25 protein-coding genes and 2 pseudogenes are annotated in these 26,861 nt (G+C 57.2%); 15 read left to right on the top strand and 12 right to left on the bottom strand.

Annotated features, from left to right (window positions below; translation table 11 throughout):
- Window positions 1-4 precede the first annotated feature (4 nt).
- The 3 genes from G5S37_RS15610 (at window position 5) to G5S37_RS15600 (ending at window position 3,885) form a co-directional block, all read left to right on the top strand.
- Window positions 5-1,108: a cis-3-hydroxy-L-proline dehydratase gene (locus G5S37_RS15610; protein WP_165205394.1), complete on the top strand. Its 1,104-nt coding sequence runs from the start codon at window positions 5-7 to the stop codon at window positions 1,106-1,108.
- Between the two features lie 65 nt (window positions 1,109-1,173).
- Complete coding sequence (locus G5S37_RS15605) at window positions 1,174-2,469, top strand: arylsulfatase (RefSeq protein ID WP_206026477.1); 1,296 nt, start codon at window positions 1,174-1,176, stop codon at window positions 2,467-2,469.
- Between the two features lie 174 nt (window positions 2,470-2,643).
- Window positions 2,644-3,885 (top strand): sialate O-acetylesterase, encoded by a 1,242-nt coding sequence (locus G5S37_RS15600; RefSeq protein ID WP_165205393.1) that lies wholly within the window; start codon window positions 2,644-2,646, stop codon window positions 3,883-3,885.
- Window positions 3,886-4,002: 117 nt separating this feature from the next.
- On the opposite strand, the gene purE is transcribed toward G5S37_RS15600, so the two are convergent.
- From purE to G5S37_RS15585, 3 genes and pseudogenes are all read right to left on the bottom strand, one after another.
- On the bottom strand, window positions 4,003-4,503 hold the full coding sequence (gene purE / locus G5S37_RS15595) for a 5-(carboxyamino)imidazole ribonucleotide mutase (RefSeq protein WP_165205392.1): 501 nt from the start codon (window positions 4,501-4,503) through the stop codon (window positions 4,003-4,005).
- Between the two features lie 6 nt (window positions 4,504-4,509).
- The gene (locus G5S37_RS15590; protein WP_240914883.1) at window positions 4,510-5,658 is read right to left on the bottom strand and encodes a 5-(carboxyamino)imidazole ribonucleotide synthase; all 1,149 of its coding nucleotides are present in this window, start codon (window positions 5,656-5,658) and stop codon (window positions 4,510-4,512) included.
- 110 nt (window positions 5,659-5,768) lie between these two features.
- Window positions 5,769-6,749 (bottom strand): annotated as a pseudogene (locus G5S37_RS15585) (sodium-dependent bicarbonate transport family permease).
- Between the two features lie 113 nt (window positions 6,750-6,862).
- On the opposite strand from G5S37_RS15585, the gene G5S37_RS32865 reads away from it, so the two are divergent.
- Entirely contained in the window at window positions 6,863-7,174 is a 312-nt protein-coding gene (locus G5S37_RS32865; RefSeq protein ID WP_165205390.1) for a winged helix-turn-helix domain-containing protein, read from the top strand.
- A gap of 1,576 nt (window positions 7,175-8,750) precedes the next feature.
- Here G5S37_RS32865 and G5S37_RS15575 read toward each other — a convergent pair.
- Window positions 8,751-9,284, bottom strand: coding sequence for an outer membrane beta-barrel protein (locus G5S37_RS15575; RefSeq protein ID WP_165205389.1), 534 nt, complete (start codon window positions 9,282-9,284; stop codon window positions 8,751-8,753).
- A 314-nt stretch (window positions 9,285-9,598) separates the two neighbouring features.
- Between G5S37_RS15575 and G5S37_RS15570 the strand changes: the two genes are divergently transcribed.
- Window positions 9,599-9,928, top strand: coding sequence for a hypothetical protein (locus G5S37_RS15570; RefSeq protein ID WP_165205388.1), 330 nt, complete (start codon window positions 9,599-9,601; stop codon window positions 9,926-9,928).
- A gap of 49 nt (window positions 9,929-9,977) precedes the next feature.
- On the opposite strand, the gene G5S37_RS15565 is transcribed toward G5S37_RS15570, so the two are convergent.
- Window positions 9,978-10,340 (bottom strand): hypothetical protein, encoded by a 363-nt coding sequence (locus tag G5S37_RS15565; RefSeq protein ID WP_165205387.1) that lies wholly within the window; start codon window positions 10,338-10,340, stop codon window positions 9,978-9,980.
- Between the two features lie 4 nt (window positions 10,341-10,344).
- Between G5S37_RS15565 and G5S37_RS15560 the strand changes: the two genes are divergently transcribed.
- Both G5S37_RS15560 and G5S37_RS15555 read left to right on the top strand, forming a co-directional pair.
- Window positions 10,345-10,515 carry a hypothetical protein gene (locus G5S37_RS15560; protein ID WP_206026474.1) on the top strand — a complete coding sequence of 57 codons (171 nt, stop codon included), beginning with the start codon at window positions 10,345-10,347 and terminating at the stop codon, window positions 10,513-10,515.
- A 3-nt stretch (window positions 10,516-10,518) separates the two neighbouring features.
- Window positions 10,519-10,869: a hypothetical protein gene (locus G5S37_RS15555; protein WP_165205385.1), complete on the top strand. Its 351-nt coding sequence runs from the start codon at window positions 10,519-10,521 to the stop codon at window positions 10,867-10,869.
- Between the two features lie 40 nt (window positions 10,870-10,909).
- Here G5S37_RS15555 and G5S37_RS15550 read toward each other — a convergent pair whose 3' ends face one another.
- The gene (locus tag G5S37_RS15550; protein WP_165205384.1) at window positions 10,910-11,860 is read right to left on the bottom strand and encodes a PHP domain-containing protein; all 951 of its coding nucleotides are present in this window, start codon (window positions 11,858-11,860) and stop codon (window positions 10,910-10,912) included.
- Window positions 11,861-11,963: 103 nt separating this feature from the next.
- The gene (locus G5S37_RS15545) at window positions 11,964-12,296 is read right to left on the bottom strand and encodes a hypothetical protein (RefSeq protein ID WP_165205383.1); all 333 of its coding nucleotides are present in this window, start codon (window positions 12,294-12,296) and stop codon (window positions 11,964-11,966) included.
- Window positions 12,297-12,559: 263 nt separating this feature from the next.
- Between G5S37_RS15545 and G5S37_RS15540 the strand changes: the two genes are divergently transcribed.
- Window positions 12,560-13,498 carry a manganese catalase family protein gene (locus G5S37_RS15540; RefSeq protein WP_165211658.1) on the top strand — a complete coding sequence of 313 codons (939 nt, stop codon included), beginning with the start codon at window positions 12,560-12,562 and terminating at the stop codon, window positions 13,496-13,498.
- 895 nt (window positions 13,499-14,393) lie between these two features.
- Here the strand turns inward: G5S37_RS15540 and G5S37_RS15535 are convergent.
- A complete protein-coding gene (locus G5S37_RS15535; RefSeq protein ID WP_165205382.1) occupies window positions 14,394-14,603 on the bottom strand; it encodes a hypothetical protein in 210 nt (69 codons plus the stop codon).
- Between the two features lie 26 nt (window positions 14,604-14,629).
- Here G5S37_RS15535 and G5S37_RS15530 point away from each other — a divergent pair, with 26 nt between their 5' ends.
- Both G5S37_RS15530 and G5S37_RS15525 read left to right on the top strand, forming a co-directional pair.
- Window positions 14,630-14,911, top strand: coding sequence for a hypothetical protein (locus tag G5S37_RS15530; RefSeq protein WP_165205381.1), 282 nt, complete (start codon window positions 14,630-14,632; stop codon window positions 14,909-14,911).
- 129 nt (window positions 14,912-15,040) lie between these two features.
- Window positions 15,041-15,412, top strand: a complete 372-nt coding sequence (locus G5S37_RS15525) for a tetratricopeptide repeat protein (protein WP_165205380.1) — start codon at window positions 15,041-15,043, stop codon at window positions 15,410-15,412.
- Between the two features lie 475 nt (window positions 15,413-15,887).
- Here G5S37_RS15525 and G5S37_RS15520 read toward each other — a convergent pair whose 3' ends face one another.
- Window positions 15,888-16,379 carry a ferritin-like domain-containing protein gene (locus G5S37_RS15520; RefSeq protein WP_165205379.1) on the bottom strand — a complete coding sequence of 164 codons (492 nt, stop codon included), beginning with the start codon at window positions 16,377-16,379 and terminating at the stop codon, window positions 15,888-15,890.
- Between the two features lie 216 nt (window positions 16,380-16,595).
- On the opposite strand from G5S37_RS15520, the gene G5S37_RS15515 reads away from it, so the two are divergent.
- From G5S37_RS15515 to G5S37_RS15495, 5 genes and pseudogenes are all read left to right on the top strand, one after another.
- The gene (locus tag G5S37_RS15515) at window positions 16,596-17,312 is read left to right on the top strand and encodes an IS5 family transposase (protein WP_276617058.1); all 717 of its coding nucleotides are present in this window, start codon (window positions 16,596-16,598) and stop codon (window positions 17,310-17,312) included.
- A gap of 122 nt (window positions 17,313-17,434) precedes the next feature.
- Window positions 17,435-17,818 (top strand): BON domain-containing protein, encoded by a 384-nt coding sequence (locus G5S37_RS15510; protein ID WP_165205378.1) that lies wholly within the window; start codon window positions 17,435-17,437, stop codon window positions 17,816-17,818.
- A gap of 45 nt (window positions 17,819-17,863) precedes the next feature.
- Window positions 17,864-18,391 (top strand): hypothetical protein, encoded by a 528-nt coding sequence (locus tag G5S37_RS15505; protein ID WP_165205377.1) that lies wholly within the window; start codon window positions 17,864-17,866, stop codon window positions 18,389-18,391.
- 322 nt (window positions 18,392-18,713) lie between these two features.
- Window positions 18,714-21,376 (top strand): annotated as a pseudogene (locus G5S37_RS32860) (excinuclease ABC subunit UvrA).
- A 793-nt stretch (window positions 21,377-22,169) separates the two neighbouring features.
- Window positions 22,170-22,589, top strand: a complete 420-nt coding sequence (locus G5S37_RS15495; RefSeq protein ID WP_165205376.1) for a hypothetical protein — start codon at window positions 22,170-22,172, stop codon at window positions 22,587-22,589.
- A 704-nt stretch (window positions 22,590-23,293) separates the two neighbouring features.
- On the opposite strand, the gene G5S37_RS15490 is transcribed toward G5S37_RS15495, so the two are convergent.
- The 3 genes from G5S37_RS15490 to G5S37_RS15480 form a co-directional block, all read right to left on the bottom strand.
- The gene (locus G5S37_RS15490; RefSeq protein WP_165205375.1) at window positions 23,294-25,738 is read right to left on the bottom strand and encodes an alginate lyase family protein; all 2,445 of its coding nucleotides are present in this window, start codon (window positions 25,736-25,738) and stop codon (window positions 23,294-23,296) included.
- Window positions 25,739-25,748: 10 nt separating this feature from the next.
- Window positions 25,749-26,006, bottom strand: a complete 258-nt coding sequence (locus tag G5S37_RS15485) for a hypothetical protein (protein WP_165205374.1) — start codon at window positions 26,004-26,006, stop codon at window positions 25,749-25,751.
- A gap of 224 nt (window positions 26,007-26,230) precedes the next feature.
- Complete coding sequence (locus tag G5S37_RS15480) at window positions 26,231-26,857, bottom strand: response regulator transcription factor (RefSeq protein WP_165205373.1); 627 nt, start codon at window positions 26,855-26,857, stop codon at window positions 26,231-26,233.
- Window positions 26,858-26,861 lie beyond the last annotated feature (4 nt).

Here is a 26,861-nt window from a genome sequence, read left to right as displayed (position 1 = left end):
ATCCATGAAAATTTCCCGCGTTCTTGCCTACCGTGTTAAACTACCGCTGCGTGAGGGCTCCTACAAGTGGAGTGGGGGCAAGTCCGTGACTGTGTTTGACAGCACAGTCGTGCGCATTGAGACGGACGTCGGCCTTGTGGGTCATGGCGAAGTATGCCCTCTCGGGCCGTTTTATCTGCCAGCCTATGCCGAAGGTGTCCGGACAGGCTTGCGTGAACTCGGTCCACACCTCATTGGCGAAGACCCGCGTCAGCTCGTAAAGCTGAACCGCCACATGGACGCCGCTCTCAAGGGGCATCCGTATGTGAAGAGCGGAGTGGACATTGCCTGCTGGGATATCCTGGGGCAGGCTTGCGGTCTTCCGGTATGTGAACTGCTTGGCGGACGGTACGCCGACAAGGTGCAGCTTTACCGTGCCATTTCACAGGAATCGCCGGATGAGATGGCGGCGAAAGTGGCCGGCTACCGGGCGGAAGGCTACCGTCGGTTCCAGCTCAAAGTCGGAGGTGATCCGGACGTGGACATCGAGCGCATTCGCGCCGTTGCCGCGAAGCTCCAAACCGGGGACCGTCTCGTGGCGGACGCGAATACAGGATGGGTCCAACATGAGGCCATCCGTGTCGCCAAGGCGGTGAAGGACGTGGACGTCTACATTGAGCAGCCGTGTCTCACCTACGAAGAGTGCCTCGCAGTGCGACGGCAGATTCCACATCCATTCGTGCTCGACGAAAACATCGACGATCTCGGCATCCTGTTGCGCGCAAAGGCAGACCTTGGGATGGACGTGGTGAACTTGAAGATCAGCAAACTTGGCGGACTCACGAAAACCAAACAGGCTCGCGACCTCTGTGTCAGCATGGGCATCGCCATGACGCTGGAGGACTCATGGGGTGGTGACATCGCCACGGCCGCCATCGCGCACCTGGCGCAAAGCACGCCTGCGGAGTTCCTGTTCACCACCACGGACTTCAACAGCTACGTCACCGTGAGCACAGCCGAGGGCGCTCCGCAGCGCCTCCACGGCCACATGGGCGCGAGCACGAAGCCAGGTCTCGGTATCACTCCAAAAACGGAAGTGCTCGGACCGCCGGTCCTCTCCCTGCCATGAGAGCGAGATTTTTGATGGTGCTTCTCGTACTTGCATCGCGTGTACTGGCTTGTGGCGCTGGTCCCGTGGCCGCTCCTAACGTTCTCCTGATCCTGGCGGACGACCTCGGTTACGGTGACCTCCGCTGCTACAACGACCAGTCGAAGGTGGCCACGCCTCACATCGATCGGCTCGCGAGCGAAGGGATGCGATTCACGGACGCGCACAGTCCGGCCACGGTATGCACGCCCACTCGATACAGCTTGATGACGGGGCAGATGGCGTTTCGTGTGCCAAATGGAGGCACGGTTTTCACCGGTGTCGGCGGACCGTCGCTCATTGCCACGGGAAGGCTCACGCTGCCCGGCATGTTGCGCTCCAAAGGCTACAGCACAGCTTGCATAGGCAAGTGGCACGTCGGCCTCACCTTCTTTGATAACGAGGGACATCCGGTGAACGCCGGTGGTCTCGATGCAGTGAGACGCGTCGACTTCTCGCGCCGCATCCAGGGAGGGCCCGCGGATCACGGGTTCGATTTCTTTTTCGGCACAGCTTGCTGTCCCACCACAGATTGGCTCTATGCCTTCATCGAAAATGACCGGGTGCCCGTGCCACCGACGAGGCTCGTCGACAAAGGGTCTTTGCCGAAGCATGCCTACGCCAACGACTGCCGCCCCGGCTTCATTGCTCCAGATTTTCCGATGGAGGAAGTGGACATCGTTTTTCTAAGAAGGAGTCGCGAGTTCCTTGAGAAGCATGTCAGCCAGTCACCTGGCAAGCCGTTCTTCCTCTTTCATTCCACGCAAGCCGTGCATCTTCCTTCGTTTCCTGCTCCGCAGTTTAAAGGCGCAACCAAAGCAGGACCGCATGGCGACTTCATCTATGAACTCGATTGGATTGTGGGAGAGTTGCTTGCCACTCTCGAAAGACTTCGGATTGCGGAGGATACTGTAGTCATTTTAACCAGCGACAATGGCCCGGAAGTCACTAGCGTGGTCCATATGCGCTCTGACCACGGTCATGATGGCGCGCGACCCTGGCGCGGCATGAAGCGCGACGCTTGGGAAGGAGGGCACCGCGTCCCTTTTATCGTTCGCTGGCCCGGCAAGGTGAAGCCTGGTTCGACGAGCTCGCAGCTTACCGGTCTCACCGATGTGATGGCGACCGTTGCCTCCGTAGTCGGCGCCGACCTTCCGAACCAGGCCGCGGAAGACAGTTTCAACATGCTGCCTGCCTGGTTGGGGACAGCAGAAGGCCAAATCCGCCCCTTTCTAATTCAGCAAGCCGCTGGCGGGGCGCGCACGCTTTCCATCAGACGCGGCGATTGGAAGTTGATGGATCACAACGGCTCGGGCGGAAATCGATACGACGCCTCCCCTTAGCTCAAGCCCTACTACAGGCCCGACCATGCGCCTGCTGCACTGTACATTCTCGCCGCAGATCTCGGCGAAACGAACAATCTCTTCGACACTCGACCGGACATTGCCAGGGAACTCAAAGCGGTGCTCGAACTGTCCAAGTCCAGCGGACGGAGCGCACCAAAGCCATAGCCACCCATGAAACCAACATTCATCATCATGGCGCTTTCCGCGCTCGTTTGCGTTGACGCTGTCGCGTTGGAAAAGAAGCCGCTGAAAGTGTACATCCTCGCTGGGCAGTCAAATATGGAGGGGCACGCCAAAGTCGAGACCTTTGATTACATCGGCGATGATGCAGCAACCGCGCCGCTGCTGAAGATGATGCGGGGCCCGGATGGGAACCCGGCGGTATGTGAAGGAGCGTGGATTTCGTATCTCACGGGTGTGGGCCAGAACAACGGAGAAGGTGTGGGCAAACTCACGGCTGGCTACGGTTCAAGGAGAAATCCACAGGAGGACGGCGGGAAAATCGGGCCGGAGTTCACTTTCGGGCTCACGATGGACGCGGCGCACACGGAGCCGGTTTTGATCATTAAGACAGCCTGGGGAGGAAAGAGCCTGCATACAGATTTTCGTCCGCCGAGTGCGGGTGTGTACAAGCTCAATGACTACCAGAAAAAACTGTACTATGGTCCGCCAGGACATGGCGTTCCCAAGAATATGAATTTGTGGCTCGCCGAAAAGAGCCGCGATACCGGGCACCATTACCGGATGATGGTGGACCACGTGAAGAAAGTGCTGGCTGACCCCAAGCGGGCCTGCCCGGCGTATGATCCGGCTCAAGGCTACGAAATTGCCGGTTTTGTCTGGCTGCAAGGCTGGAATGACATGGTTGATGGACACACCTATCCGGCTCGCGGCAAACCTGGTCGCTTCGATCTCTATAGCAATCTCCTAAAGCACTTTATCCGGGATGTGCGCCGTGACCTTGATGCTCCGACTATGCCGTTCGTTATCGGTGTGATGGGCGTGGGAGGCGTGAAGGCAGAGATGGATACGGTGGAGTTTCGCAAGGCGATGGCAGCACCGGCATCACTTCCGGAGTTCAAAGGTAACGTTTTTGCCGTGGAAACCGCACCTTTCTGGTCTGAGGAACTCGACGCGATTGATAAGAAGCATGCCAAAGTCCGTCAGATGCGAGGCCTGCTGGACTCAAAGCACAAAGATTACTCCCACGCCGACGGGACAATGACCGAGGAGCAGAAACGCCAATACATGAAAAAATTCGAGGGGGAACTCATGTCTGAAGCCGAAGTGGCCCTATGGAATCGAGGAGCCTCAAACGCGGGATATCATTACCTCGGATGCGCAAAAACATTTGCATTGATGGGTCGAGCCTTCGCCGAGGCCTTGCTGGCAAACGAAAAGTCAAAATTGTAGCTCGCCGCGCGAATCGCGAGGGGTTTCATGCTCTTGTAAGATTCTCAGCCCAGGATAGTGAAACTTTGAATTTTTACACCATCCTGAACCCTGAAGAGGAACTAGTCGGCAAATCATTCACTCAAGCTTCAGGTTTGCAGTTTTTTGACGCGATTCGGATGCGATCTTCTCGCGAAACGACAGCAAGTGCTGTCTGAGCTGCGGATCGGTGAGTGCCAGAATTTGCAAAGCCAACAGCCCCGCGTTTTTGGCATTGCCAATGGCGACCGTAGCCACCGGGATTCCCGCAGGCATCTGCACAATCGACAGTAATGAATCCACGCCTTTAAGGCTCTTGGTTTCGACAGGCACTCCAATGACCGGCAGAACCGTATGGCTGGCAATCATTCCGGGTAGATGTGCAGCGCCTCCTGCTCCTGCTATGATTACACCCAGTCCGCGGGAAGATGCTGAACGGGCATATTCCGCCATGTCTTCAGGGGTGCGGTGAGCGGACACCACTCGTGCTTCGAATGCTACACCGAAATCGCGACAAATCTCCGCAGCAGTGCGCATGGTGGGCCAATCAGAGTCGCTGCCCATTACAATACCGACAATAGGAGTGTTGGAACCATTCATAGAGTCTTATTCTTTGAAACTGATTTGTGCGGCCGCAAGCTTCGCGGTTTCAAGAGCTGAAGTGGCGCTTGCTCCCAGCGCAGTGACGTGTCCCATTTTCCTCCCTGGCGACGCACGCAACTTCCCGTAGAAGTGCACGCTGGCACCAGGAATTGCCATGGCTTCCGCCATACCACATGGATAGCCAGTGCCCGTGGATTTTGCCAAGACATTAACCATGGCAGCAGCACTTCGGAGTCTTGTGCTCCCTAGAGGAAGCCCGCAGACAGCGCGAATGTGGTTCTCAAACTGCGAGCAGTCGCAGGCTTCGAGAGTGTAATGTCCCGAATTGTGGACCCGTGGAGACATTTCGTTTAATACCAGATTCCCGTCCGGCAGTTGGAATAGTTCAATGCCAAAACTCCCTACCCCAGACACTGCTTCAACCGAACGAAGCGCCATCTGCGCCGCAGCCTCTGCTTCTTGGGGAGTGATTTGGCAAGGAACCAGCACATCACTGCATACGTGTTCGTGCTGCCGAGTCTCCGTGACTGGGTATAAGACCGTTTGGCCCTGCCTGCCCCTCGTTACGATGACTGCCAGTTCTTTGGAGAATGGGCACCATTTCTCTGCGTATAAGCCCGCCTCGAAGCCCCCCAACCGTCGCACACCCGACCAAATATCAGCCGGTGTAGAAACCGTAAAGTTTCCCGTGCCATCATAACCCAAGGTCCGCTTCTTCAAGATGATGGGAAACCCAAACATTCTCATGGCTTCATCCAAGTCATGCTGACTGGATACAGCTAGAAATTCCGTGACCGGCACGCCCGCGCCGCGAAGCGTCTGCTTCTGCACGAGTTTGTCCTGAACCAGCCGCATCGTTCCTGAGGATGGCAAGACCGTGTGTCCAAGCTGTTCCAATCGTGCAAGACTCTCAGCTTCCACAAATTCGTTCTCGACGGTGATCACGTCGGCTCCCTTTGCGAAATCAGCGAGAGCTTCAGCGTCCGTCCAATGACCCTGGCCATGTTTGGCGGAGGCCCCGGCGGGACATGACGGTGCGGGGTCTAAGACGAGGGTAGCCATCCCCAGTTGTGAAGCAGACCGGGCAAGCATCAGGGCAAGCTGCCCTCCGCCAAGTATCCCGATGGTGATGGGCCAGTGAGGGTAGGTCATTGTCTTAGCAGACTGCATTGGCTATTCGGTCAAAGTTTTTTAATGTAAGTCAACAGAGGGCATACATCCCGCCGGTATGGTGGCAGAAGTGCAGAGCGAGGATTGTGCGTTCATGAGTGTATGAAAGTCTTGGCCATGCTGTGGTAAAGCGGAATGCCTAGGACGATGTTGAACGGGAAAGTTATTGCGAGCGACGAGGTGAAGTAGAAAGCCGGATTGGCCTCTGGCAGCGCAATCCGGACGGCTGCAGGTGCCGCGATATAGGATGCGCTCGCGGTCAACGTTGCGAGAACGGTCGCCCCGCCGACGCTAAGACCACATCAGGCGCCTACCAGCGCCCCGAGGAGGCCATGTATCACTGGCATCAAAATGGCGAACGCTGCCAATTTCCATCCAACAGTTCTTAGATCATGTAGCTTCCGTCCCGTGACGAGCCCCACCTCCAGCAGAAATAGTGTGAGCACTCCTTTGAACGGCGCCTCAAAGAGTGGGGCCACCTGTTCAAAACCCTGTTTGCCACACAAGACTCCGATTACGAGGCCTCCAAGCAGCAGGATGATACCCTTACCGGTTAGCAGGTCGTGAAGCATGCCTTTGAAACCACCGGGCTCGGTGCCGCCGGTCGTCCGGTACTTCATGGCAAGAAATACCGCGACTAGGATCGCTGGGGCTTCCATGACTGCGAGAAGTGCAGGGATGTAGCCTTCTACGAGGACTTTCGCGTTCTCCAGAAAAGCCAGCGCGGCCCCGAAGGTCACCGCAGAAACAGAACCGTAGTGAGCCGCAAGAGCTCCGGCGTTCGTGGCATCCAGGCCAACTAAGGCTTTCAGCAAGTAAAAGCACCACACGGGAATGGCTAGGCTGAGCAGGACGGCACACAGCAGAGGCGCCCCTACTACACTCAGGCTCATTCCCTCCAGTTTCATGCCCCCTTTAAGCCCGATGGCAAAAAGCAGATAGATAGTGAGCGCAGAGTGTAATCCTTCAGGAAAGCTCAGGTCGCTTTTTAGAAGTGTTGCAACTATGCCGAGTCCAAAGGCGAGTATGACGGGAGAAAGTAGGCTTGATGAGAGGGGGCTAAGGACATCCATGGCAGTGAGTGCGCCTTGCGGAAAGGCGTGACCTATTGTCTATTTACCTGAACTTGGAAACCGGAACTGGAGTGCATGTATTACAGTTCTAGAATTTTGCGTCAACGACAAACATGAAAAAACCGTCACCTCCCGTGCGAGAATCCGGTGCATGGACGTTTTTTACAAACCACGCCCATGTACTTCTTTGCCTCGCTGCAGACCCGCACATCCGGTTGCGCGATCTTGCGGCCACAGTTGGCATTACCGAACGAGCCGCGCATAAAATCGTTACAGAACTTGAGGCTGGGGGAGTCCTGAAACGCACGAAAGAAGGCCGCCGTAACGCCTATACGCTCAATAGGAAGTTGCCACTGCGACATCCGGTAGAATCTCACTGCACGGTGGACGGACTTATTCGCTTTGTCCTGGATAGCAGGCCTTGAAGGCTACCAAAATTTCGTTCGTGGCAGGATCGAGAAATTCCTCCACAGTCGAAGGGCGTTCCTGCCGAATAGCATTCTCGGTCAGCAAGTCCTTTCAGGAATCTGGAGTGCCAACGTGAACATCCCGGAACTGTTGGAGCGTGCGGAGGCGCGCGGTGCGGCGCCACGTCTCGGACCTAAAGATCCTCGTGAGAAGGTAGATGACTCGACGCGGAACCACCAGGTGATCGCTTCGCATCGCAAATCAGGTGGGTCGAGATTCACACGTCTTCTCGCGGGCTGCCTCAGTAGTACGCATCATCATATCATGATGCATTGCGTTGCCTCGGGGTGTGGTTTGCTGTGGTCGTTCAAATGGTTGCAATTCTGGGTAATCGATGCACATCCACTGAGGGGAGGAACTGCGAAAGGAGAATCGCATGCCCCTCTCCACTCCCCATGGAACCGACTCCCGAAAGAATCCAAGACTTCAGGCACGCCCGATGGAAAGTGAAATTCACCGCTCACCTCATTGCCCTGCATGAATGCAAGGAAAACAAAGGTAGTGTACATTGGCTCCAAGAACATGGCGAGTTCCTCAATCGGCATGCGATGGCCAAGGAGACCTTGTCTAATTACCCCAAAGAGTGGAATGATCTCTACCCGTGAAATCTCCACTGGAAGACCCCGACACACTCAGAAAGCTAATCGCATTGCTGGAAAGGCAGCTTGCAGCGCACCGCTCCGCAAAAGACAGTTCCATGCACTGGGCATTGAAGGAATCGGCGATCCTGGACAATCTTATCATGGCCCGAATCCGGCTTGAGAATTTGAGCGGTAAGTAGAATGATCCCGCTGCATGCCCCATCGCTACCACATCAAAAACCCCGACGGGCCCTCCTTCGAGATTGAGGGGGGAACGGGGGAATGGGAGGGAAAGCCGGTATTGCTAGACGACCAAGGAAAGCCTTGGCTCTTGCTCACAGAACCAAGATATTTTGAGCACGGACCAAGCTGTCCAAGACGGGGAGAGTAAAATGTGAGATTACCTGTTCCTCCGAACCCTGATCCTTCCCAGTTTGCCAAGGTTCAAGCTTTGCACGGGCGATTATCAATGTGCTAAAGAGCGAATAGCAGCATGAAAATGCGTCATTTCCCTATTCAAGCGTGAGGCCTTTTCTGAGTAATCAGACAGCCACAAATCCACCAGTGGCAAGTTGCTATCAACGGAGGGAAAGCAATGCTTGAGTTAGGGCGTCCTCAGCGGTGATGAGGTCCTGGGGGCTCTTATTCTTCAGGCCACCTCCATTCAAGGTGACCGACTGAACAAGACATGCAGCAAAGGAGGCTATCCATCGGCTCCTCTGGGAGTGAGCACACGAAAACCTGAACTGACAAACGGCGCACCCTCAGTACATATCGGTCTGTTGTTCTCTGCGAAGTGGGTATAGCGGCAGAAAAGAAAACCCCGCCTGCGCGCCGACACGCACAGACGGGGAAACACGCATGATTTGATTTGAACTAACTAACTCCTTTTCGCATGGGTGCCCAAGCGCCTGAAGGGTTCACGTTGGCGATTCGCTCGCCAGGTGAACGACTACAGCTTGAACTTGAGTCCCACGCGAACAATCGTGAAATCACCGGAGTCATCTTCACCCCAATGATAGGCGCCATCAGCGAAGATGCCGAGGCAGTCAGCGTCCGGAATGCGGGCTTCAATGCCACCGCCGACGAACAGGTTCCAGTTGTCTTCCGAATTGGTCGCGTAACCCGCGCCACCCAAGATGTAGGGAGCGATGCAGATATCCGTAATGGGGAAGCGCACCACGAGGGCCGCGTCGAACTCATGGTGCTCGCTGCCGGTGGCAAAGATGCCATAGCTGCCCTGCAGGCCGATGTGCTCCGTGAAGAAATAGTCGAGGAGCACGCCGCCGCCGAGAGCGTCGTCCTCATCACTGTCGGGAAGGATGCCCGCGCCGAAGATGCCGAGGGAAAGTCCGGGGTTAAAGCAGTCGCAGCCCACGGGGGGCGGAGGCGTAGTGACGGTGTTTTTGCTGGAGACATAGGCTTCACCGCCGAACGCGGGAAGCGCAAGGCCGAGGGCGAGGAGGAGACTGGATAGGGGCTTCATCGTGAGGTATGGTTGTTTGTGGGTTTCAATGCCGAGCGATTGTTTCCAATCGCAACGAGGGCATTTGACTGAGATTGCGGCAGTTGAAAAGCATGAGTATCAACCCCTAGGGCTTATTCAGGGCAGCCTCTTATAAAAATCGTGCAGAAAGCCTCACGTCCTGGATAGTCTGGGAAAGCCTTGGCTACTCATCAATGCCGGAGGATGTAGTCGTACTTGGTGGAGGAAATTAACGCGTCGCATAACCGGAAAGTTTTTCGAGCACGCGCAGTATTGCCTGCAATTGCGAGTTAGGAATGTAATCCCAATTCGCTATGAAGACCATCCTCTTAACCCTCGCATTCGCTGTGATTGGCGCTACTGCCGCCCTTGCAGATGACAAAACCGTGACGACGACCACCTCCACGACTGTGGGCACTGGCACCATCACGGAATACTCACCCGGAGCCACCTTCGTTGTGAAGGAGACGTCAGGACCTGTGACCTACAAGTACGGTGAAAAAGTGACCTACGTCACCAAGAGTGGCAAAACGCTCAGCGATGCAGACGTGAAGACCCGCATCAAAGTCGGAGCCCCGGTGCGTGTGCACTATGCTGCTGACGGCGATTCGAAGGTGATCAACAAAGTGGAAATCGACGATTGAGTGTTAGGAGTTTCATAGTTCCAATCCCCGCAACACCATCCCCGAGTAGCTATTCGCCGCCATCCTCCGGGATGACGGCGAATTTTTTATCCCTATGAAGTTGTATCTTGTCCAGTTGAAAGGCGCAGGTTCCGCCTGCGTGGAAGCCGAGCGCTATGAACGTGGAGAAAAAGTTGTCTTCTTCCACGGTGACATTCCATTTGCCAACTACCCGGGCGAACTGGTGAGAAATGTGATGGAAATCGACGACCCGCCTGAGTCGGTTACCCGGTCCGACATTGATGATTTTTGGGGTTAAGAGGAGGCCCAAGGTCAGTGCACTCGCAGCCGATCCTCGCAACATGGCAGGATGAAGGTCAAACCCGGAGAAGCGGATAAGGGAGACGGGTGTGGCGGAGGAAGCGCGATTCATGAGCATGAGAGTTCTGCTCGCCGCTTCGGTCCTGCTCCTTGTATCTTGCGACAAGGAACCGCAGGACATGAATCCCAAGCTTCCCGGAACTCACAAGGGGTCATCCATAGGAGGAGATGGCCAGAAGGCCCCCAACAAGGTTGATGACGTAAACCGCAACAGCGAATCCTGGTGATTCATGTACTTCGAGACCATCAGAACTCCATCTTCGGCTCTTTGCCCCTTCGGACTGGTGCTGACCGTGAGCGAGGTCGCTCAACTAACGGAGCAGAACGCCGCTGGGATTCGCGCATGCAGCGTGGGCGCGGATGCGGTGAGGTTTGAAGGTTTTGCTTTCAAGGTACTGAACAGTCTGGAAGAGGCGGGAAATGTCAGCAGGGAAGACATGGCTTTTGCCTTTGCGGGTGAGGGAGGCGCACACCCTTACTTCGAAGTCGAAGAAGTTGGCTATCCGCCCACTGTGGACTTGGAGGAGCTGCTCAATGAGTGCGACGACGAAGAAAGCGAAAGCGGTAGAGACGTTCATTGAGTCCACGCTTCTGGACTCGGGGGGACACGCAGGCTTGGAGTTACCGTTCTCCAGCCCATTTGAGAACTTGTCGTGCATCCCAAAAATTGAGAACGCGGGCAAGGGGAATCCCCGCCGTGAAAATAGAAGCGAGTGAAAAGGTAATGTAGTCGAGCTGCTCCGCTCGATGGGCATCACTGCCGAGCGAAATGAAGCAGCCTTCCGCCTTCGCGATCTTCAGCAGGCTTTGCCGCAAATCTTGCCTCTCGGCGTACCCATCCACCTCAATGGCTTTGCCGAGTCTTGCCGCTTCAGCAAATACCCGGGGCCAATCAGCCTCCAAACCGAGGCGCTTGTTCCAGCGTCTCGTCTGAGGGTGGCCAAGGATGTGCACGTGGGGATTGCGGAGCGCTGCCAGATATCGGGAGGTCTGGTCTCTCTTTGTATTCAGGCCGCTGTGGAATGAGCCGAGCACCAGGTCCAACTTCTTCAGTGCGCCAGGCCTTAGGTCGCCAGCTCCCGACTCCGAAAGGTTGAGTTCCACCGCGTGGAGCACAGTGAAGCGCACTCCGTTTTTCTGAAGGGCCTCATTCACCCTGTCAATCTCCGCTCCCTGCGCCTCCACCTGCCTTTCATCCATGCCATTTGCGATGGTCAATCCCGCCGTGTGGTCGGTGAGCGCGATGTATTCATACCCGCGCTCCACGGCAGCAGCAGTCATTTCCAGTATGGTCCCGGACCCATCACTCCACTTGGTATGCATCTGAAGATCTCCTTTGAGCCCCGCAGAGCGACGCCTGTGCTTGTGCAGGACCGCTTTGGCTTCCGCCATCGTCATAAAATCCTGCCGCACCTTCGCCGGCGCCGTGATTTGGGGAGGAGCGTCCAGCCAACCCTCTACCAGTCGTAGCGCGGAACCTTTCAGATTGTGAAACTCAGCCAGAGACTGACCCTGCGCCCACGCCGAAGCCACCTCCTCTGGCCAGAGGTAGGCGCTTTTTGCGGCTTCCATCAAAGCGTCGCTCCGCTTCCCGGTGGTTGCATGACTCTCTTGAATTAATAACTCGGAGATGTCCCGGTTCGACAGCATGGATGCTGATGAGTTCCTTGAGCGCCTACTTCACGGACTTGGCTTTGCTGGGAATGCCCAGACTGTCCAACTGTTCGCAGGGTTCGGCCCCGTAGTCGCACACGTGCCCATCCGCGATGGCCCGGGTGAGGGCGGCACTGAAACCGGGGCGCTCGCGGACCGCAATGGGCGCCAACAAGCGCCGTGCCCAGAAGCCGAGCGCACGCGCCTTGTCTTGTGCCACCTCGGACGCCAGCTTGTCCACATCATAGGACTCGTTATACACAGGCAATCCACCGACTTCCACGGAGTAGCGGATGATGACTGGAGTGTCTGCTGGAATGGGTTCCGTCGCAGTGAATAGGCTTACGTCAGGCATATGGGGGCAGCTAGAAGTGATGTTATCCGGCGAAAAAACATCGGCAGTTGCACAAGCTCAATGGAAGTGTGCAGGCCACGCTGAGAGATCGTGGCGCACAGTTATCATGGATGCGGTTGCTTCGAGGAATTGACGGACCCCCCGACCTTTATGATGGCCGCCGGATACGCTGGAGGACAGGGTGATATTCGCCGCGGCCCTAGCTGACAATCATGGCGGAGCCCTACAACGCTACGGGGAGCGACAGCGATATCTGTCCACTTATGTTCTTCCACACCCAAAAACTGATCAACCCGATTGCAGCAGACGAGCCCGATCCCGCAGCGGCCAACATCCTCCAGGAAGGACTGGGCGGCCAGTTTGGGGAAATGCGCACGATGATGCAATATCTCTTCCAGAGCTTCAACGCGAGGGGAGACGCAAAGCCGTTCAAAGATCTCATTCAAGGCGTAGGCATCGAAGAGATTAGCCACGTCGAACTGATTACCACGACGATCAATTTGCTGCTCGATGGCTCGTCCCGGTATCAGGGTAAGAACGCAAAGACAAAGGCAAAAGGCGCTGCGGCAAAGAAGGCCCCTAAGGAACCAGGTGCAGGTGGCACTACACCACTTGATGAGGCACCCTTTGCTCCCAACACTCATCATTTTATTGTAGCTCCGCAATGCGCATTACCCGTTGATGCCGCGGGCAATCCTTGGAGCGGGTCGTACGTGTATGCCAGTGGCAATCTCGTGTTGGACCTCATGTACAATCTCATGCTGGAGTCCACCGGCAGATTGCAAAAGTGCCGCATTTACGAAATGTCCGACAACAAAACGCTTCGCAGTACTGTGGCATTCCTCATCGCCCGCGATCACGCTCATGAGTTGGCGTTCGCGAAGGCGCTGGAGTCGCTCGGCGTGAATTGGGGCAAGGTCCTTCCCATTCCAAACTTCGACGCGTCCCAGTATCCCGAGGTGAAGAAGCTGATGGACCTGGGCATCCACCTGAAGCAGCATCACTTCCGTCTCGATGGGTCCGAGATGGGCAAGATCTTCCAAGGCAACTCTCCGGTCAATGATGGCACCGAGGTCGAGACCGAGGAGGAAGCTCCCGAGGGTGCGCCAATTGAGGACTTGCCCGAAAGGCCAGAGGAGTTCGCTCCAGGTCTCACTCCCGAATTGCTCGAAATGGTCGAGGCTGTGAAGCGCTACAAGTAGCGCCCGCGATATCGATTGCCCGGAAAGGGGGGCTGAACCTTCCTTCAGGGAGACGGAATGTACGTCCCAGTTAGCATAGAGCAGTCGGTTGCGCGGATCGTTTTCATACCCATGCAAACGGCTCAGCCCGTTGGGAGATTCTTACCTCCCGGCGGGCTGATCTTTTCCTCGTCAGGGACGCCTTCGGGCCAATGATCTCGCGTGATCCCCAAGTGGGCAGCAGTCTTGAGAAAGATCTCGAGCATAGGGAGCGAAGGCCAATGTTCGGTGAACCCGCCAAAGGCACAGTTCCTGTGGTGGAAGCGTAGGAGCGAGCCTTCGCCCTGGAAAACACCAATGCCCTCAGAGTAATGGCATATCGGCTCTCCACAGATGTTGCAGAGCACCTCCGGGGAGACTCCAATGCCACTGGACATCTCGACCTTGATCATAACTCCGTATAAGAGGGGCAGGGCGCAATGCCAAGCAAAACCCGGCGAGCCCCATTGTCTGAGTCGTTCCGCCGTGGAGCGCGGGGCTGGGCTTTCTTTCTCTTTGCCGGGCTCCGGTGCGAAAGTCCTTCGCCCTCACGGAGAAAAGACTCGAGAAGATCGACCTCACAACCGAACCTTTGCGCAAGTTCGGCGACTGTCGGGGGATGGGACGGATTCTCAGCAATCGCCATGAGCGCCCGGATTTTGTAGGCTTTGTATTTCCTTCTGGTTTCGAGATCCATTGCCGTGCCAAATCAGCACCTAATCGCCTTTGGATGAGCAGGTGAGCGGAAAAAAATTCGCTCCCTCACAGGCAACCAGGTTGCGGTGGCGACTCCAAGACATCCACTGGCCAAACCAGCGGTGAAACAGAAAACCCGCCAGCACCATGAAGACGCCGGCGGGCATTGTTTCAGAGCCGTTCAGTAACCGCCGTACACCTCTCTGTCGTCGTAGAAGACGGTGAAGCCACCGGATTTGACGGCTTTCTGGAACTCCTGAAGGCCATCGCTATCTGGTGTGCATGAGGGTTCTTCGGGGCGCTGACCCGGCTCTACTAGGGTAGGGTCTTGATCAGGTTTCATGGCGCCGAAATCATCGCCACCGCCGCGCGTTCCGGACGCATGTGCCATGAACTTCTTCCGCCGCCTGCGCCTTTTTGGAGCAGGCCACGAAGTGGGACGGCCTGATCCTCGCTGGCATGCTCGCCCGCGGCATCGCAGAGCTGGAAGCTGGGAGAGAATTCCGCATCGTGACTTGGGAGAAGCTTACCGCTCAGCAAGTGGCAGATGGACTGTGGAATCTCAAGGAGCGAAAGGGCGATGAACTGAAGGCCCACGGAATTGCCTTGCGACAAGTCATCGAAGCGTGGGACGAAGTCATTCTTCGTACCACCTCATACGACCGTCCCGTCCTTGGACTGCGAAACAAGAGCACATAACCGCGAGGCTCATGCCTCCCGGTGCCCAAGTTCCGACAGGCCCGCCCTACTGCGCGAATGCATAGGCGGGCCTGTTCTTGCAACGGGAAATCGTCAAGCCATCGGCCGCGGCTCCTGCGATTGATAGTGGTGAGCCAAGATTGGAAAACATTCTCAGAACTTTGTAAGCAAGCAGAGGCCTACCTCGAGCTGCAAATGTGGGCTGCAGCTTGGAAGGTGCTGGATGACTTGCCAGCGCAGTTCCAGAACTTCCCAAGCGTCCTACTCAAAAGGATCGATGTGCTGACTGCCTTGCAACTGTCGACCAAGGCGCTGCAGATGGCTGAGGAAGCTGTAGCGGCGTACCCCAATCGCGCAGAAGTATGGCATAGGCTCGCGCGGTTACAGGCTCAGGCCGGACATCTCGACGCCGCAACCGTCTCAGCGACCCATTGCATCGAGCTGGATGAAAGCATGTGGATGGAGATGGCGCAGGATGAAGGGTTAAAAAGGATTTGGTGAGAGAGTCAACTTTGCTAGACCCGGGTTCCGGGGGCAGAATCTCCTTTGTCCTCTTTGTACACTCCTTCCCAGTGTGCAGGAAATCGGTGCAGCTCTACCTCAGCCAGTTGGAGACGTTGTAGCAAAGCGGCCTTCTCCTCATACCAGCTTTCTGTCCCTCTGCGCTGGTTGGTCTCATGCATCTCAGCAAGATGCCGTACAAATCTCACTCGCCATCGGGCGTGATAGAACATTTCGAGATTCGAGGCAGTAGGCTCCATTTTTTCGGGCGGGGAGGCTACCGCGGAAGCCCACTCTGGCAATTTGAGTTGAATATAGATTTAACCTATCGCGGTTATTACTTCGGCAGAGATTACTTTCCGTCGCCTTTCAAACAAGAAGCCCCGAGGCACGCAAGGCGCCTAGGGGCTTAGAGCAAACTTAGAGGTGGATGATCTCCACGAGGCACATGCACTTACTCGTGTGCGAAGCAGGTCTACTTGGAGGCTTCAAGATTGATCACCGACGTTGCAAGTTTCGTCAGCTTCTTGTCCGTGGATTCCTCTTCGTTAATCGTCAGCTTCAACAGCTCCAGGCCCGCCTTATCTCCCAGAAGTTTGGCGAACGTACAGACCGAGCCGTAGCCCGCGATTTCATAGTGCTCCACCTTCTGGGCAGCCACAATAAGACCCGCGTCGAGCACTTCGGGGTCGCCTTCCTCTTCCATCAAGTCGGAGCCTTCCGCGATGAGTCCTTCCATCGCTTTGCATTTGGGACCACGCGTGCTGGCCTCGCGTCCTGCCAGCACTTTCTCTAGCCGCGCGGCATGCTCCTTGGTTTCTTCCAAATGCTGCTGAAAGCCAGCTTTGAGATCGGCATTGGTAGCCGCCTTTGCCATCTTGGGAAGAGCCTTCAGCAGTTGCTTTTCGGCGCTATAGAGATCCTTGAGTTCGTGAACATACAAATCAGAGAGCGTGTTTAGATTCATGCCTCGAAATCGTTCAGCTCTGAGATAACGGCTGTATTCATCAATGTGGAGCAAAGACTAGGGCGTGTTTTGATAATGTAGGACGACGAGATTGCCTGGGCAATGTTCTTGAGTGATAGGTGATTGCGATGCAACCAATCAAACGTTTGTGGCTGTCGGACGCCCGCTGGGAGGCGCTAAAAAAATTAACGTAAGCGGTCGGAGAAAGATTTTTCGATTCGATCCAAAAGGAGACGCCGGCGTGGCCGTCCTTCCAAGGATGTGCGGTTGATGCTGGAGGGCATTGTCTGGGTGCTGCGTACAGGAGCCCCATGGCGGGACCTGCCTGAGGGGTTTGGCCCTTGGGAGACAGTGTACGGTCGCTTTCGTCGCTGGCTGGCGGGTGGCCTTTGGCAGCGCCTTTTAGGCAGGCTGGCACGCTACACCACAGGCAAGCTGCGCCACATGGATGCTACGTGCTGCAAGGTGCATCAGTTTGCCAATGGCGGACATGGAGGAGTCCAAGCCAATGCCATCGGGCGCACCAAGGGCGGGGCCAACACCAAGGTTCACGCCTTGGTAGATACCAAAGGCATGGCCTGTTGCGTGAAGCTGAGTGCCGGACAGGTTCATGAATCTACAGTGGCTCTCGAGTTGACCAAGGCCGTGCCCAAAGGCTGTACGCTGGTGGGAGACAAAGCCTATGATGTCGATGCCTTGCGTGACCATTGGGAGGACCGCGGTGTGGGCGTTTGCGTGCCCGCACGCGAGAGACGCAAGCAGCCAGCCGCACATCATAAAGGCTGGTATCGCAAGCGTCACCAAGTGGAAAACTTCTTCCAACGCCTCAAAACCTTCCTTCGCATCGACCGCCGCCTCGACAAACTTGCTGCCACCTTCCTCGCCTTTGTTCAGCTAGCTTGCGTTCTCAATGCTATCAAATACCATTTCTAAAACACGCCCTAGTTGGTCTGCTCTATAAAGTGCAACCCTTGTGATCGCTTCGTGCGAAGTGACTGCCCTTGCTCCATTTGACTACACAACCGCACGGCACCACAACCGCGATTGATAGGCTGATGAAAACGAAGCACCTAGGTTTCCTCAGTCTCGTCTTTGCAAGCACGCTCTCACTTTCCGTGGCACAAGAGAAAAAAGAAAGTGACGCGGATAACACCGAGCGCAATAAGCGTGACCAGCCCGGTAAAACTGAAACGCCAATGGATCAGTCAAATGACCCTGCGGACATTAAGTTGGTGGCGACCATCCGTCAGCTTGTGGTGAAGGATGACACGCTTTCGTCCACCGCCAAGAACTGCAAAATCATTACTTCCGGAGGGCGTGTCGTGCTCCGCGGGCCGGTGAACACCTCAGAAGAGAAGGCCGCCATTGAGTCGCACGCCACCAAGTCGGCGGGCGAAGGCAAGGTAGACAGCCGTCTCGAAGTCAAAAAGGGCAGCTAGTCCCTTCCATGTTTCTCTTCTTATAAATCCAACCCCCCATTACATATGTCCAAATCTGTATTCTGCATCGCAACCACTCAGGGCCAGGCCGAGAAGATTGTTCGCAATCTCCAAGCGAATGGCTTCGCCGATTCTGAAATTTCCGTTCTTCTTCCCGAGACTTCCGGCACCCATGATATTGGACACATCAAGGCGTCGAAAGCACCTGAAGGAGCAGTCACAGGCGCCACGACAGGAGGTGTGGCGGGTGGAGTCCTGGGCCTTTTGGCTGGCATTGGTGCTCTGGCGATTCCGGGCTTGGGGCCGTTTATCGCAGCAGGCCCAATTATGGCCGCGCTTAGCGGTGCCGCTGTGGGCGCTTCCGCCGGCGGCCTTGTCGGAGGCCTGATCGGTCTCGGTATTCCAGAGATTGAAGCCAAAAAGTACGAGGAGAAGCTGAAGAAGGGGAACTACCTCATCTCCGCGCACGTGAATGACAACGATCAGGAAGAACGGGCGAAGAGGATCTTCAAGGACGCCGAGGCAGAGGATATCACCTCCGCCTCCGAAAGCTCAGCGCCGCAACATTCGTAATAGCAGCGTCTTTGTGCAGGCCTGTCTCCCGTTCGGGAGGCAGGCCTTGCTACTTCGTCCCAGCGTTTCGAATAAAGGAGCGTCCGACGGAGCTTAGAGCAAGTTCAGAGGTGAGGGGCGACACGGTAAGCGCGCACCGCGGGCCATTGCGGCGGCAGAGCGCGGAAATAACTCCGGCCAATTTGTTCCACGCGCCGATTTCCTGGCGGCACGAGAGAGACACTACGAGCGGAGCAGGATAGCGCGGCGATGTGGTATGTGAGGGAAACGCCAGCGGTTCCCGATTCACGATTCAACACGCCTTCGCAATAGATTTGCGTATATGCCCCAGCCCGCTTTAACGGTCTCTCTTCCTGCTGAGGGCTCCAATGGGTTCGTCCAAGTCCGCGGTGCACGGGAGCACAACCTCAAGGACGTGGAGGTGGACATCCCTCGCAACGCGCTGGTGGTCTTCTCCGGCGTTTCGGGGTCCGGCAAATCGTCGCTCGCCTTTGGAACGATTTTCGCGGAGGCCCAGCGGCGCTATTTCGAGTCGGTCGCCCCTTATGCGAGGCGCTTGATCGACCAAGCGGGCGTACCGGACGTCACTTCCATTGACGGTCTGCCGCCCGCCGTGGCACTTCAGCAACAGCGAGGTGGCAATAATGCGCGCTCGTCCGTGGGCAGCCTGACCACACTCTCCAGCTTGGTGCGGTTGATGTATTCGCGCGCTGGGGCTTATCCCGCCGGTCAACCCATGCTGTATGCAGAGGATTTTTCCCCCAACACACCGCAGGGAGCCTGTCCGGTCTGTCACGGACTGGGCCATGTATTTGAGGTCACCGAGTCCGCGATGGTGCCGGACCCGTCGCTGACGATTCGCGACCGGACCATCGCTTCCTGGCCTCCGGCCTGGCAGGGCCAGAACCTGCGCGATATTCTGGTGAGCATGGGTTACGATGTGGATCGGCCTTGGCGGGATTTGCCAAAAAAGGACCGCGACTGGATTCTCTACACGGAGGAATCCCCCACGGTACCGGTGTATGCGGGCTTCACGCCGGAGCAGACCCGCGTTGCCCTGAAGCGCAAGATGGAACCCAGCTATATGGGAACGTTCACCGGGGCGCGGCGTTATGTGCTGCACACCTTTGCCCACACCCAGAGCGCGCTGATGAGAAAGCGTGTTTCACGCTTCATGCAGGGAAAACCGTGCCCGGAGTGTAAGGGCAAACGACTCAAGCGCGAAGCCCTGTCGGTGACCTTCGCCGGATTGGACATTGGCGAGTTCTTGCAAATGCCGCTGAACCAGCTCGCGCAACTGCTGGAGCCGATTGCCGGGGAGACTTCACCGGTCACGCCGCGGGTGAAACCGATGCTGTAGCGACCCGGCGAGACCGCGCCAAGCGAGAGGTCTCTGGGCGGGCGGTTCATAGCGCGGCCCCCGATGTTCGCCGCACCTCCGCGCTCTCGGAGGAAAAGCGACTGGCCGCGCAGCGTTTGGCTGAGGGAGTGGTGGCGCGATTGCGGCAGCTCGACAGACTCGGCTTGGGCTACCTGACGCTTGACCGTGCCACACCGACTCTTTCCGCCGGGGAAATGCAGCGACTGCGGCTGGCCACGCAGATCAGCTCGCTGCTGTTTGGGGTAATTTACGTCCTGGATGAACCCTCCGCCGGCCTGCATCCCGCTGACAGCCACGCGCTTTACGATGCGTTGGACAGGCTGCGTGGGGCGGGAAACTCGGTGTTCGTGGTGGAGCATGATCTGGACCTGATGCGGCGCGCTCAATGGCTGGTGGATGTGGGGCCGGATGCCGGGGAAAATGGCGGTTGCGTGCTCTACAGTGGACCGCCTGCCGGTCTGCGTGAGATTGCCGAATCCCGCACGGCACGTTATCTCTTCGACGAGATCCCAGCGCCGCCCAGCCTGGCGCGTAAGCCCACCGGCTGGCTGGAGCTGCTTGGAATTCGCCGCCATAACCTCCGGGGGGTGGACGCGAGGATTCCGCTGGGTGTGCTGACGGCGGTTACGGGTATCTCCGGCTCTGGCAAGTCCAGCTTGGTGGCACAAGCCTTGCCCGAGCTCCTCCGGTTGCATCTAGGTCACGAGCCGGAGGACGATTCCACCGACGCTGGCGATGGAGAGAGCCCGGCGGTGATGGAGACCACCGGTGGTCACCTGGCTGGTGATGTGGATGCCGTGCAGCGTCTGGTGCAGGTGGATCAGAAGCCCATTGGTCGCACCCCGCGATCCAACCTCGCCACCTACACCGGCCTCTTTGATCATGTCCGCAAGCTCTTCGCCGCTACCCCGGACGCCCGTCGCCGCCACTACGACGCGGGGCGCTTCTCCTTCAATGTGCCGAAAGGACGCTGCGAAACCTGTGAGGGGGAGGGATTTGTGAGTGTCGAACTCTTGTTCATGCCCAGTGTCTATGCGCCCTGCTCGACTTGCCACGGCGCGCGCTACAACGAGGCCACGCTTAAGGTGCGCTGGAACGGAAAAAACATCGCCGAGGTCCTGAGAATGACCGTGGATGAAGCCTGCGACTTCTTTGCGGAAGAAGACACTGTACTCCGCCCCCTGTTGCTGCTGCGTGACATCGGTCTCGGCTACTTGCGGCTGGGCCAACCAGCCACAGAACTGTCCGGTGGAGAAGCCCAGCGCATCAAGCTGGCGACCGAACTCCAGCGGAGCCAGCGGGGACGCAACTTGTATGTGCTCGATGAGCCCACCACCGGCCTGCATGCCTCCGATGCCGACCGGCTGATGGCCCAGTTGCAGCTGCTCGTTACCGCGGGCAACACGGTCGTCATGATCGAGCACGACATGCGGGCGGTGGCGCAAGCGGATTGGGTGATCGACGTGGGGCCGGGCTCGGGAGACGCTGGCGGGAGCTTGGTAGCAGTCGGAACCCCGCGGCAAGTGGCCGCAGCAAAAGACAGCCGTACCGCGCCCTTCCTTGCTGCGGAGCTGGCTCGGGCCGAGCGGACGAATGGCGTCTGAATGAGGGTTGGTTTGAGTTCTTGGATGGCGGCGAAGTGAAAGACCGAGGATGACTTCAACCTCTCTATTCACGCCCCTGCCCGCGTATCACCCCTGCGCAGACCGTCTGTGGAAACGTGTAGATTCTTTTCCGCTCCGTTTGGCCTTCAGGAAGTCGTGGAAGCCGTCCGCACCCACTGCCCCGATGTGCTCGAAGACCTGCCTCGCATTTGGAGCATTATGCGGGCAGCGGATCGTATTACCCCCTTCGGTAGCGGGGGTTGCTTGTTCGAAGTAACGCCCTAGTTCCGCCGCCTTTACTGCGAGGTAGGCCGAGCGCCCCCACCCTTCTCATCCCACTTCTTTGGCCTGATCAATCGCGGTCAGTAATTCCTGGACGTATTTGACCCTTGCTTCCGCCATCGAGATTTGCTGCAAGAAGTCTGCCTCCTCCAAGAGCCATTCTTGATCTCCGGGGCGGGGAGTGGCGCGATGAATGTCTAGCAAACGTGACAGGAATCGTACCCTCCACTGGGCGTGCTCAAGATCGGATTTGGTTACAAGCATCAGTCGATGGTTTCGCAGAGCAAGAAGTGGTCGGCCGTATGGCGGGAAATCGCTCTAATCAACCCGCTTTTTACACCAAGGACAGTCAAATCGACCGATGAAGTTTTTCGTAGCTCCACTTACCGGCTACGGATAGTGTAGCCTACTAAATCCCCGTCAGCATGTCGTTCTTCAAGCGTGCTCCACTGTCGCTGAGTTCAGGGTCGTTAGGTGCTTCAGCGCGCATCCTCAACACTAATTCCGCCTCATGAAAGCTATCCCCATCATTTGTTCGTTGGTCGCGCTCGCCGTCGCTGCCCTGGCTTCTGCCGCTGAACCCGCTGAACCTACCGGAACTTGGATGTGGAGCACTAAATCGCCGGATGGCGAAATCTTAACCTCCCTGAGACTCGAATTGAAGAGCGGCATAATTGCCGGCGCTTATTCAAATCAACATGGCGACACCGCGATCAGCGACGCATCTCTCCAAGGCGATCTGATTAGGTTCGCCGTGGTGCGTGACCTCGGTGGTAAGAAATACGTGGTCAAATATCAGGGCAGAATCGAAGGCGACACGATCAAGGGGACCATTCAAGCACCTGGCCACGATGGTGGCGAAGGGGTCAAGCTCGATTGGATTGCAAAGCGCACAACAAGGGAAAAGGAGGAGGGCGCAAAGCCAAAATGAACGAAGCGCCTATCAGGCGCTGTAGCGAACTGCTCCGGCTGTCACGCGCGCGCCTTCCAGCCTCTGCCCTTCCGGCCACTGCAGGTGCCGCGCCGTCCCGAAGCGCATCTCCTGGTCCAGGCGACACAGTTCCGGGCGGACACCAGCGGGCCTTCCAGCTTCTCGGCCTGAGCCCGCAATCGTGCTAGCCGGTGCCAAACCTCGGCACGCTGCCGGCTATACGCGAGGTGTCCCCGGCACCGGCAAAATGACAGAACGCTGTCCCGTGTGCGCGGATATCGGCCACGATTCCTGCAAACACACCCCTCTAGAAGCCCCAACCGTAGGGGCTTGAACGGGGGGGGGCGAGCAGAAACGAATCGCGCGATTATGTCTCCGCGAGAAGGCCGGGGGGGCTTGTTAGTAGGGGATAAAGCCTTTGCCGCGATACTAGATAGCAGGAAATGTGTGCCGCGATGCCGGTTCCGTCCTAAGGACCTGGCTATAACAATTTTTAGGCGGAGCTGCACCAGGCTGGGCAACCGGTGGCTTTCGGAGGTAAGCGTCCGCGAAGGGGTTGGTGACTACACCATGACGGCAAATTTCGTGGCCTGAGAAGTAGTTCTCGGCGGCCCACCAGATGCGAAAATGCTAACTCACGCGAATCACGGCCCATTTTCCAGGCTATCCGCTTGCGCCACTCTCTCCGGCCTCCAGGAAGCTCATTATTGTTGTGGTTGACTGGGGGGTAGGGTCTGGCTGTTGCCCCAAAGGCCGAGTTCGCCGATAGCCACGCCACGAGTTCCGTTGCTGGCAGTGATCTGGAGCCGGTAAAATCGGTAGGCGGTGGGGTTGTCGAGGTTGAGGGTTTTCATGTGCATCCGAATGCCAAAGGACTGGTTGCTCTGTGAGTCGAGGGTGGTCCAATTGGTGCCGTCCTGTGAGCCAAGGAAGCTCCAGCTTTTCGGATCCCGCTCAGGCACGTCGGCGCAGTTGATCGTGTAGCGCTTGATGACCTGCGCGTTGTCGGCGCCGAAGTCGTATTGGATCCAGCCAGTGGGGGCTTTATAGCCAAACCACTTGCTGCCTGGGTCGCGGTCGAATGTCTTGTCAGCGCCTTCACGGGCGGAGTCGCCGTTGAAGCTTGCTGTCGCGATGCCGCCGGAGGCCAGGTTGACCAGCGGCGCAGGAAGTAAAGAGGCGCCGAACTTCGGCGAATCGCCGCTGGTTCCAGCGGAGTTTTTGGCGCGGGCCACGTAGTAGTAGGTGACACCGGGGTTCACTGTTGTGTCCACGTAGCTTGTACTGGTGTTAGTTAGGTTGCTGGCGATGGCAGTATAGCCGCCGTCGGACTTAGTGGAGCGGAGCAGGTCGTAGGTGTCTGCGCCAAAGGACGGGAGCCAGCGCGCGGTGATGGATTTCGTGGAGCCGGCGGCAAATAGGGCCGCCGGAGCGGCGGGAGTCGTTACCAGCCCGCCCGTCCCGCCGGTGAAGGCGACGTTCTCAAAGGTGGCGGTGTTGGTTGTGGTGGTTCCGCTGCACACGAACAGCCCGATATATAGGGTGGACGGGAGGTTGCCGTAATGGGTGCAGTTCAAGGCCGCCCAACTGGTGCCATCCAACGAAGCGAAGGTGGTGATCTGTTTTCCACGGCGCTCGATCTTGATCCAGTAGGGAAGGCCGGAAGGCCAGTCGTGAGAACGGTCGTCATATCCACCTCCCCCCCAGTTCTCAGTCCAGCCGCGCATGTGGGATTGCATCAGCATGGAGGGTGCAGACACGACTCCGACCCACGCGCGTTGCCCGATGGTGGCAGTGAGATTGTCGCGAATCATCAACCCCGCCCTGGCCTGAGCGTTCGGATATTGGTTGGACGTGACCTTGGCGACCATGGCGCAGTCGCCGGTCATCTCCTTGCAAGCAAACTGGCAGTCGTCATCCTTGTCCGACCAGACACTTTTCCCGAGTCCGGTCACCGTCCATATACCGTTCGCATAAGTGGCGCTGCGTCCCTCGGTCTGGCTGCCCAGCGTGGTCAGAGTTAATCCGCTCGAGGCCAAAGAAATCGCCGGGAAACTGGCTGGCGTCAGCGTGGCGGTGGTGGAGTCCGCCGTCTTGGCATACATGAAGTTGAAGCCATTCACGGGCTGTTCTTCGAGTTTACGGTCGATCCAGGGAGTGGGCAGATTCTTGCGGTTCTTGTAGGCGTTTTGAAGCAGGTAAAAACCGCTGCGCTGGGCGGTGTAAGGTCCGGCGGCATTCTTCATCCACTGCCAGTCGATGGTGCCGTAGGGGACGTAAGGATTGTCGGTGGTGAAGGTGTTGCGGGCGTAGTATTCGCCGCAGGCGAGCAGTCGGTTATCCAATTCGGAGAAAAGGTCCACGCCTTGTTTCCAGGCGACGTCGGCGACGAAGGCCAAGGCGTTGAGGGTGCCGTAGGAGTGGCCCGCGTCGCGGCCCGTCTCGCCCAACTGGCCTGTGGCCAGGGTGTTCATCAAGCCGCAGCCATGGAACGTGCGGTAAAGATTGACGATCTGGTTGAACTTCGCGGTGTCGTCGCAAAAGGCAGCGATGGCGATACCGGACTCCATGTAGATGTCGCCTTTGTTGCAAGGACCAAGCACGTTCCCCGAGGCAAGAGAAGCCGGCCAGAGGGTGTTTAAGAAATACTTCTGGACCGTGGTTGTGTCGGCGGTGGTCCAACCGGGCCAGGTGCCGCGCAGGATGCTGGCACCGCCGCCGTAACAGACGGCGTAGTCGCCCAGGTCGAGGCCGGATTCGTTGCCGGAGAAGCTCGTGTGCGTGGTCGCCCACGCGATGAGAATGTCGTGGGCTTTTTTCGCATAGTCCTCGATGCCGGTGAAATACCACATCCGCGCCAAGTTATACACCGCGGTCATGTCATTCCGCCATCGCTGGAGGTTCTGGTCATAGCGCCCCCTCCGGCTGACATTCGCGAAAGGACCCGCCATCTTGTAGTTGAGCTTGGAGCGGTGATCGTCCGCGAGGAGGGCGTAGCCCCGTTTCCAAGGTTCCTTATCGAGATTGGCTTTGATGGTGTCCAGTTCCTCGCGAGTATTCGGAATGCAGGGATGCGTATAGGCACTAGCGGGCATACCTATGGCCCCGAATATGATGGTGACGGCCGTGCATAGAATGAGATGTTTCATCTGAGGAACGTTAGGATTGCTTTTCCGGGATAAGCTCAGCGGGGGAGGTCCGCAGGAGTAAGGTGAAAGGTGACATAGCACTGGTTGGCATGAAGAAGCCGCTGCAAGTCACGGCGGCAATGACACGGTCTCGTGCCTCTTTGACGGTAGCTTTAGGCAAGCCCATTACAGTGATGCGAAACTGATTACCCGGCGATTCGTGACACTCGATTTCCACTTCCACGGCATTCACGCCAACGAGGGTCGCTGAGAATGTTTTCGCGCTCATGGCTTGCAACATTGTTTGCCCGCACCAATCGCTGGCACCACGCTGGCAGATTTGGAAGGCTCGGAATACCGCGTTACACGATGTGTTGAGCGATCGGTTGTGTCGCGCGCTGGATCGGGCGTTGTTGGCGTAAGCCTGCAAAAAAGAATGGAATGGCGGAAAAAAGCCCATCCCAGCTACGTGAAGCGGGTCCGGCATCCAACACTCTCTTTTTTTCACAGCCGTCATCGCCCCAAGTACTTCAGTACCGCTTCGGTCCGTGACTGCACATGGAGCTTGCCGTAGATGAGGTGAAGGTGTCCGCGCACGGTGCTGGTGCTGATATCCAGATGATCGGCGATCTCCTTGTACTGCAGGCCTTTTGCGAGCAGCGTAAGGATCTCGTGCTCTCGCGGAGTGAGCGTTTCCATCTCGGAGACCGGAGAACGGCTGGGGTGGAAGTATGATACGACCTTCCGCGCAATCTGTGCGGACATAGGCGAGCCTCCTTCGTGAACCTCTTTGATGGCAGCAACTATGTCAGCGGCAGGGGTGCGCTTGAGGAGATAACCACTAGCTCCTGCGCGGAGAGCTTCGAAGATAAGCTTGGTGTCATCGTAGGTGGTTACCATCATCATCTGCAGCTTGGGATGAGCCGCCTTAAGTACGGCCACGCATTCAATGCCGCTGCGGCGACCGAGATTGATGTCGACCAGAAGGACATCCGGCAGATTCTTGGGCACGCCGCGAATGGCGTCTTCCGCGGAGGAATAGGTTTCCATGCCGGTGAGGTCAGCACTGCGATTGATGATAACCATGAGGTTTTCACGGGTGGCCGGATCGTCTTCCACGATGGAGACTTTGATGAGCATGGGA

The organism is Roseimicrobium sp. ORNL1, assembly GCF_011044495.1.
In the GTDB taxonomy this organism is placed as follows: domain Bacteria; phylum Verrucomicrobiota; class Verrucomicrobiia; order Verrucomicrobiales; family Verrucomicrobiaceae; genus Roseimicrobium.
The sequence above is the reverse complement of the archived record's forward strand: the minus strand, read 5'-3'. Positions and strand labels throughout refer to the sequence as shown.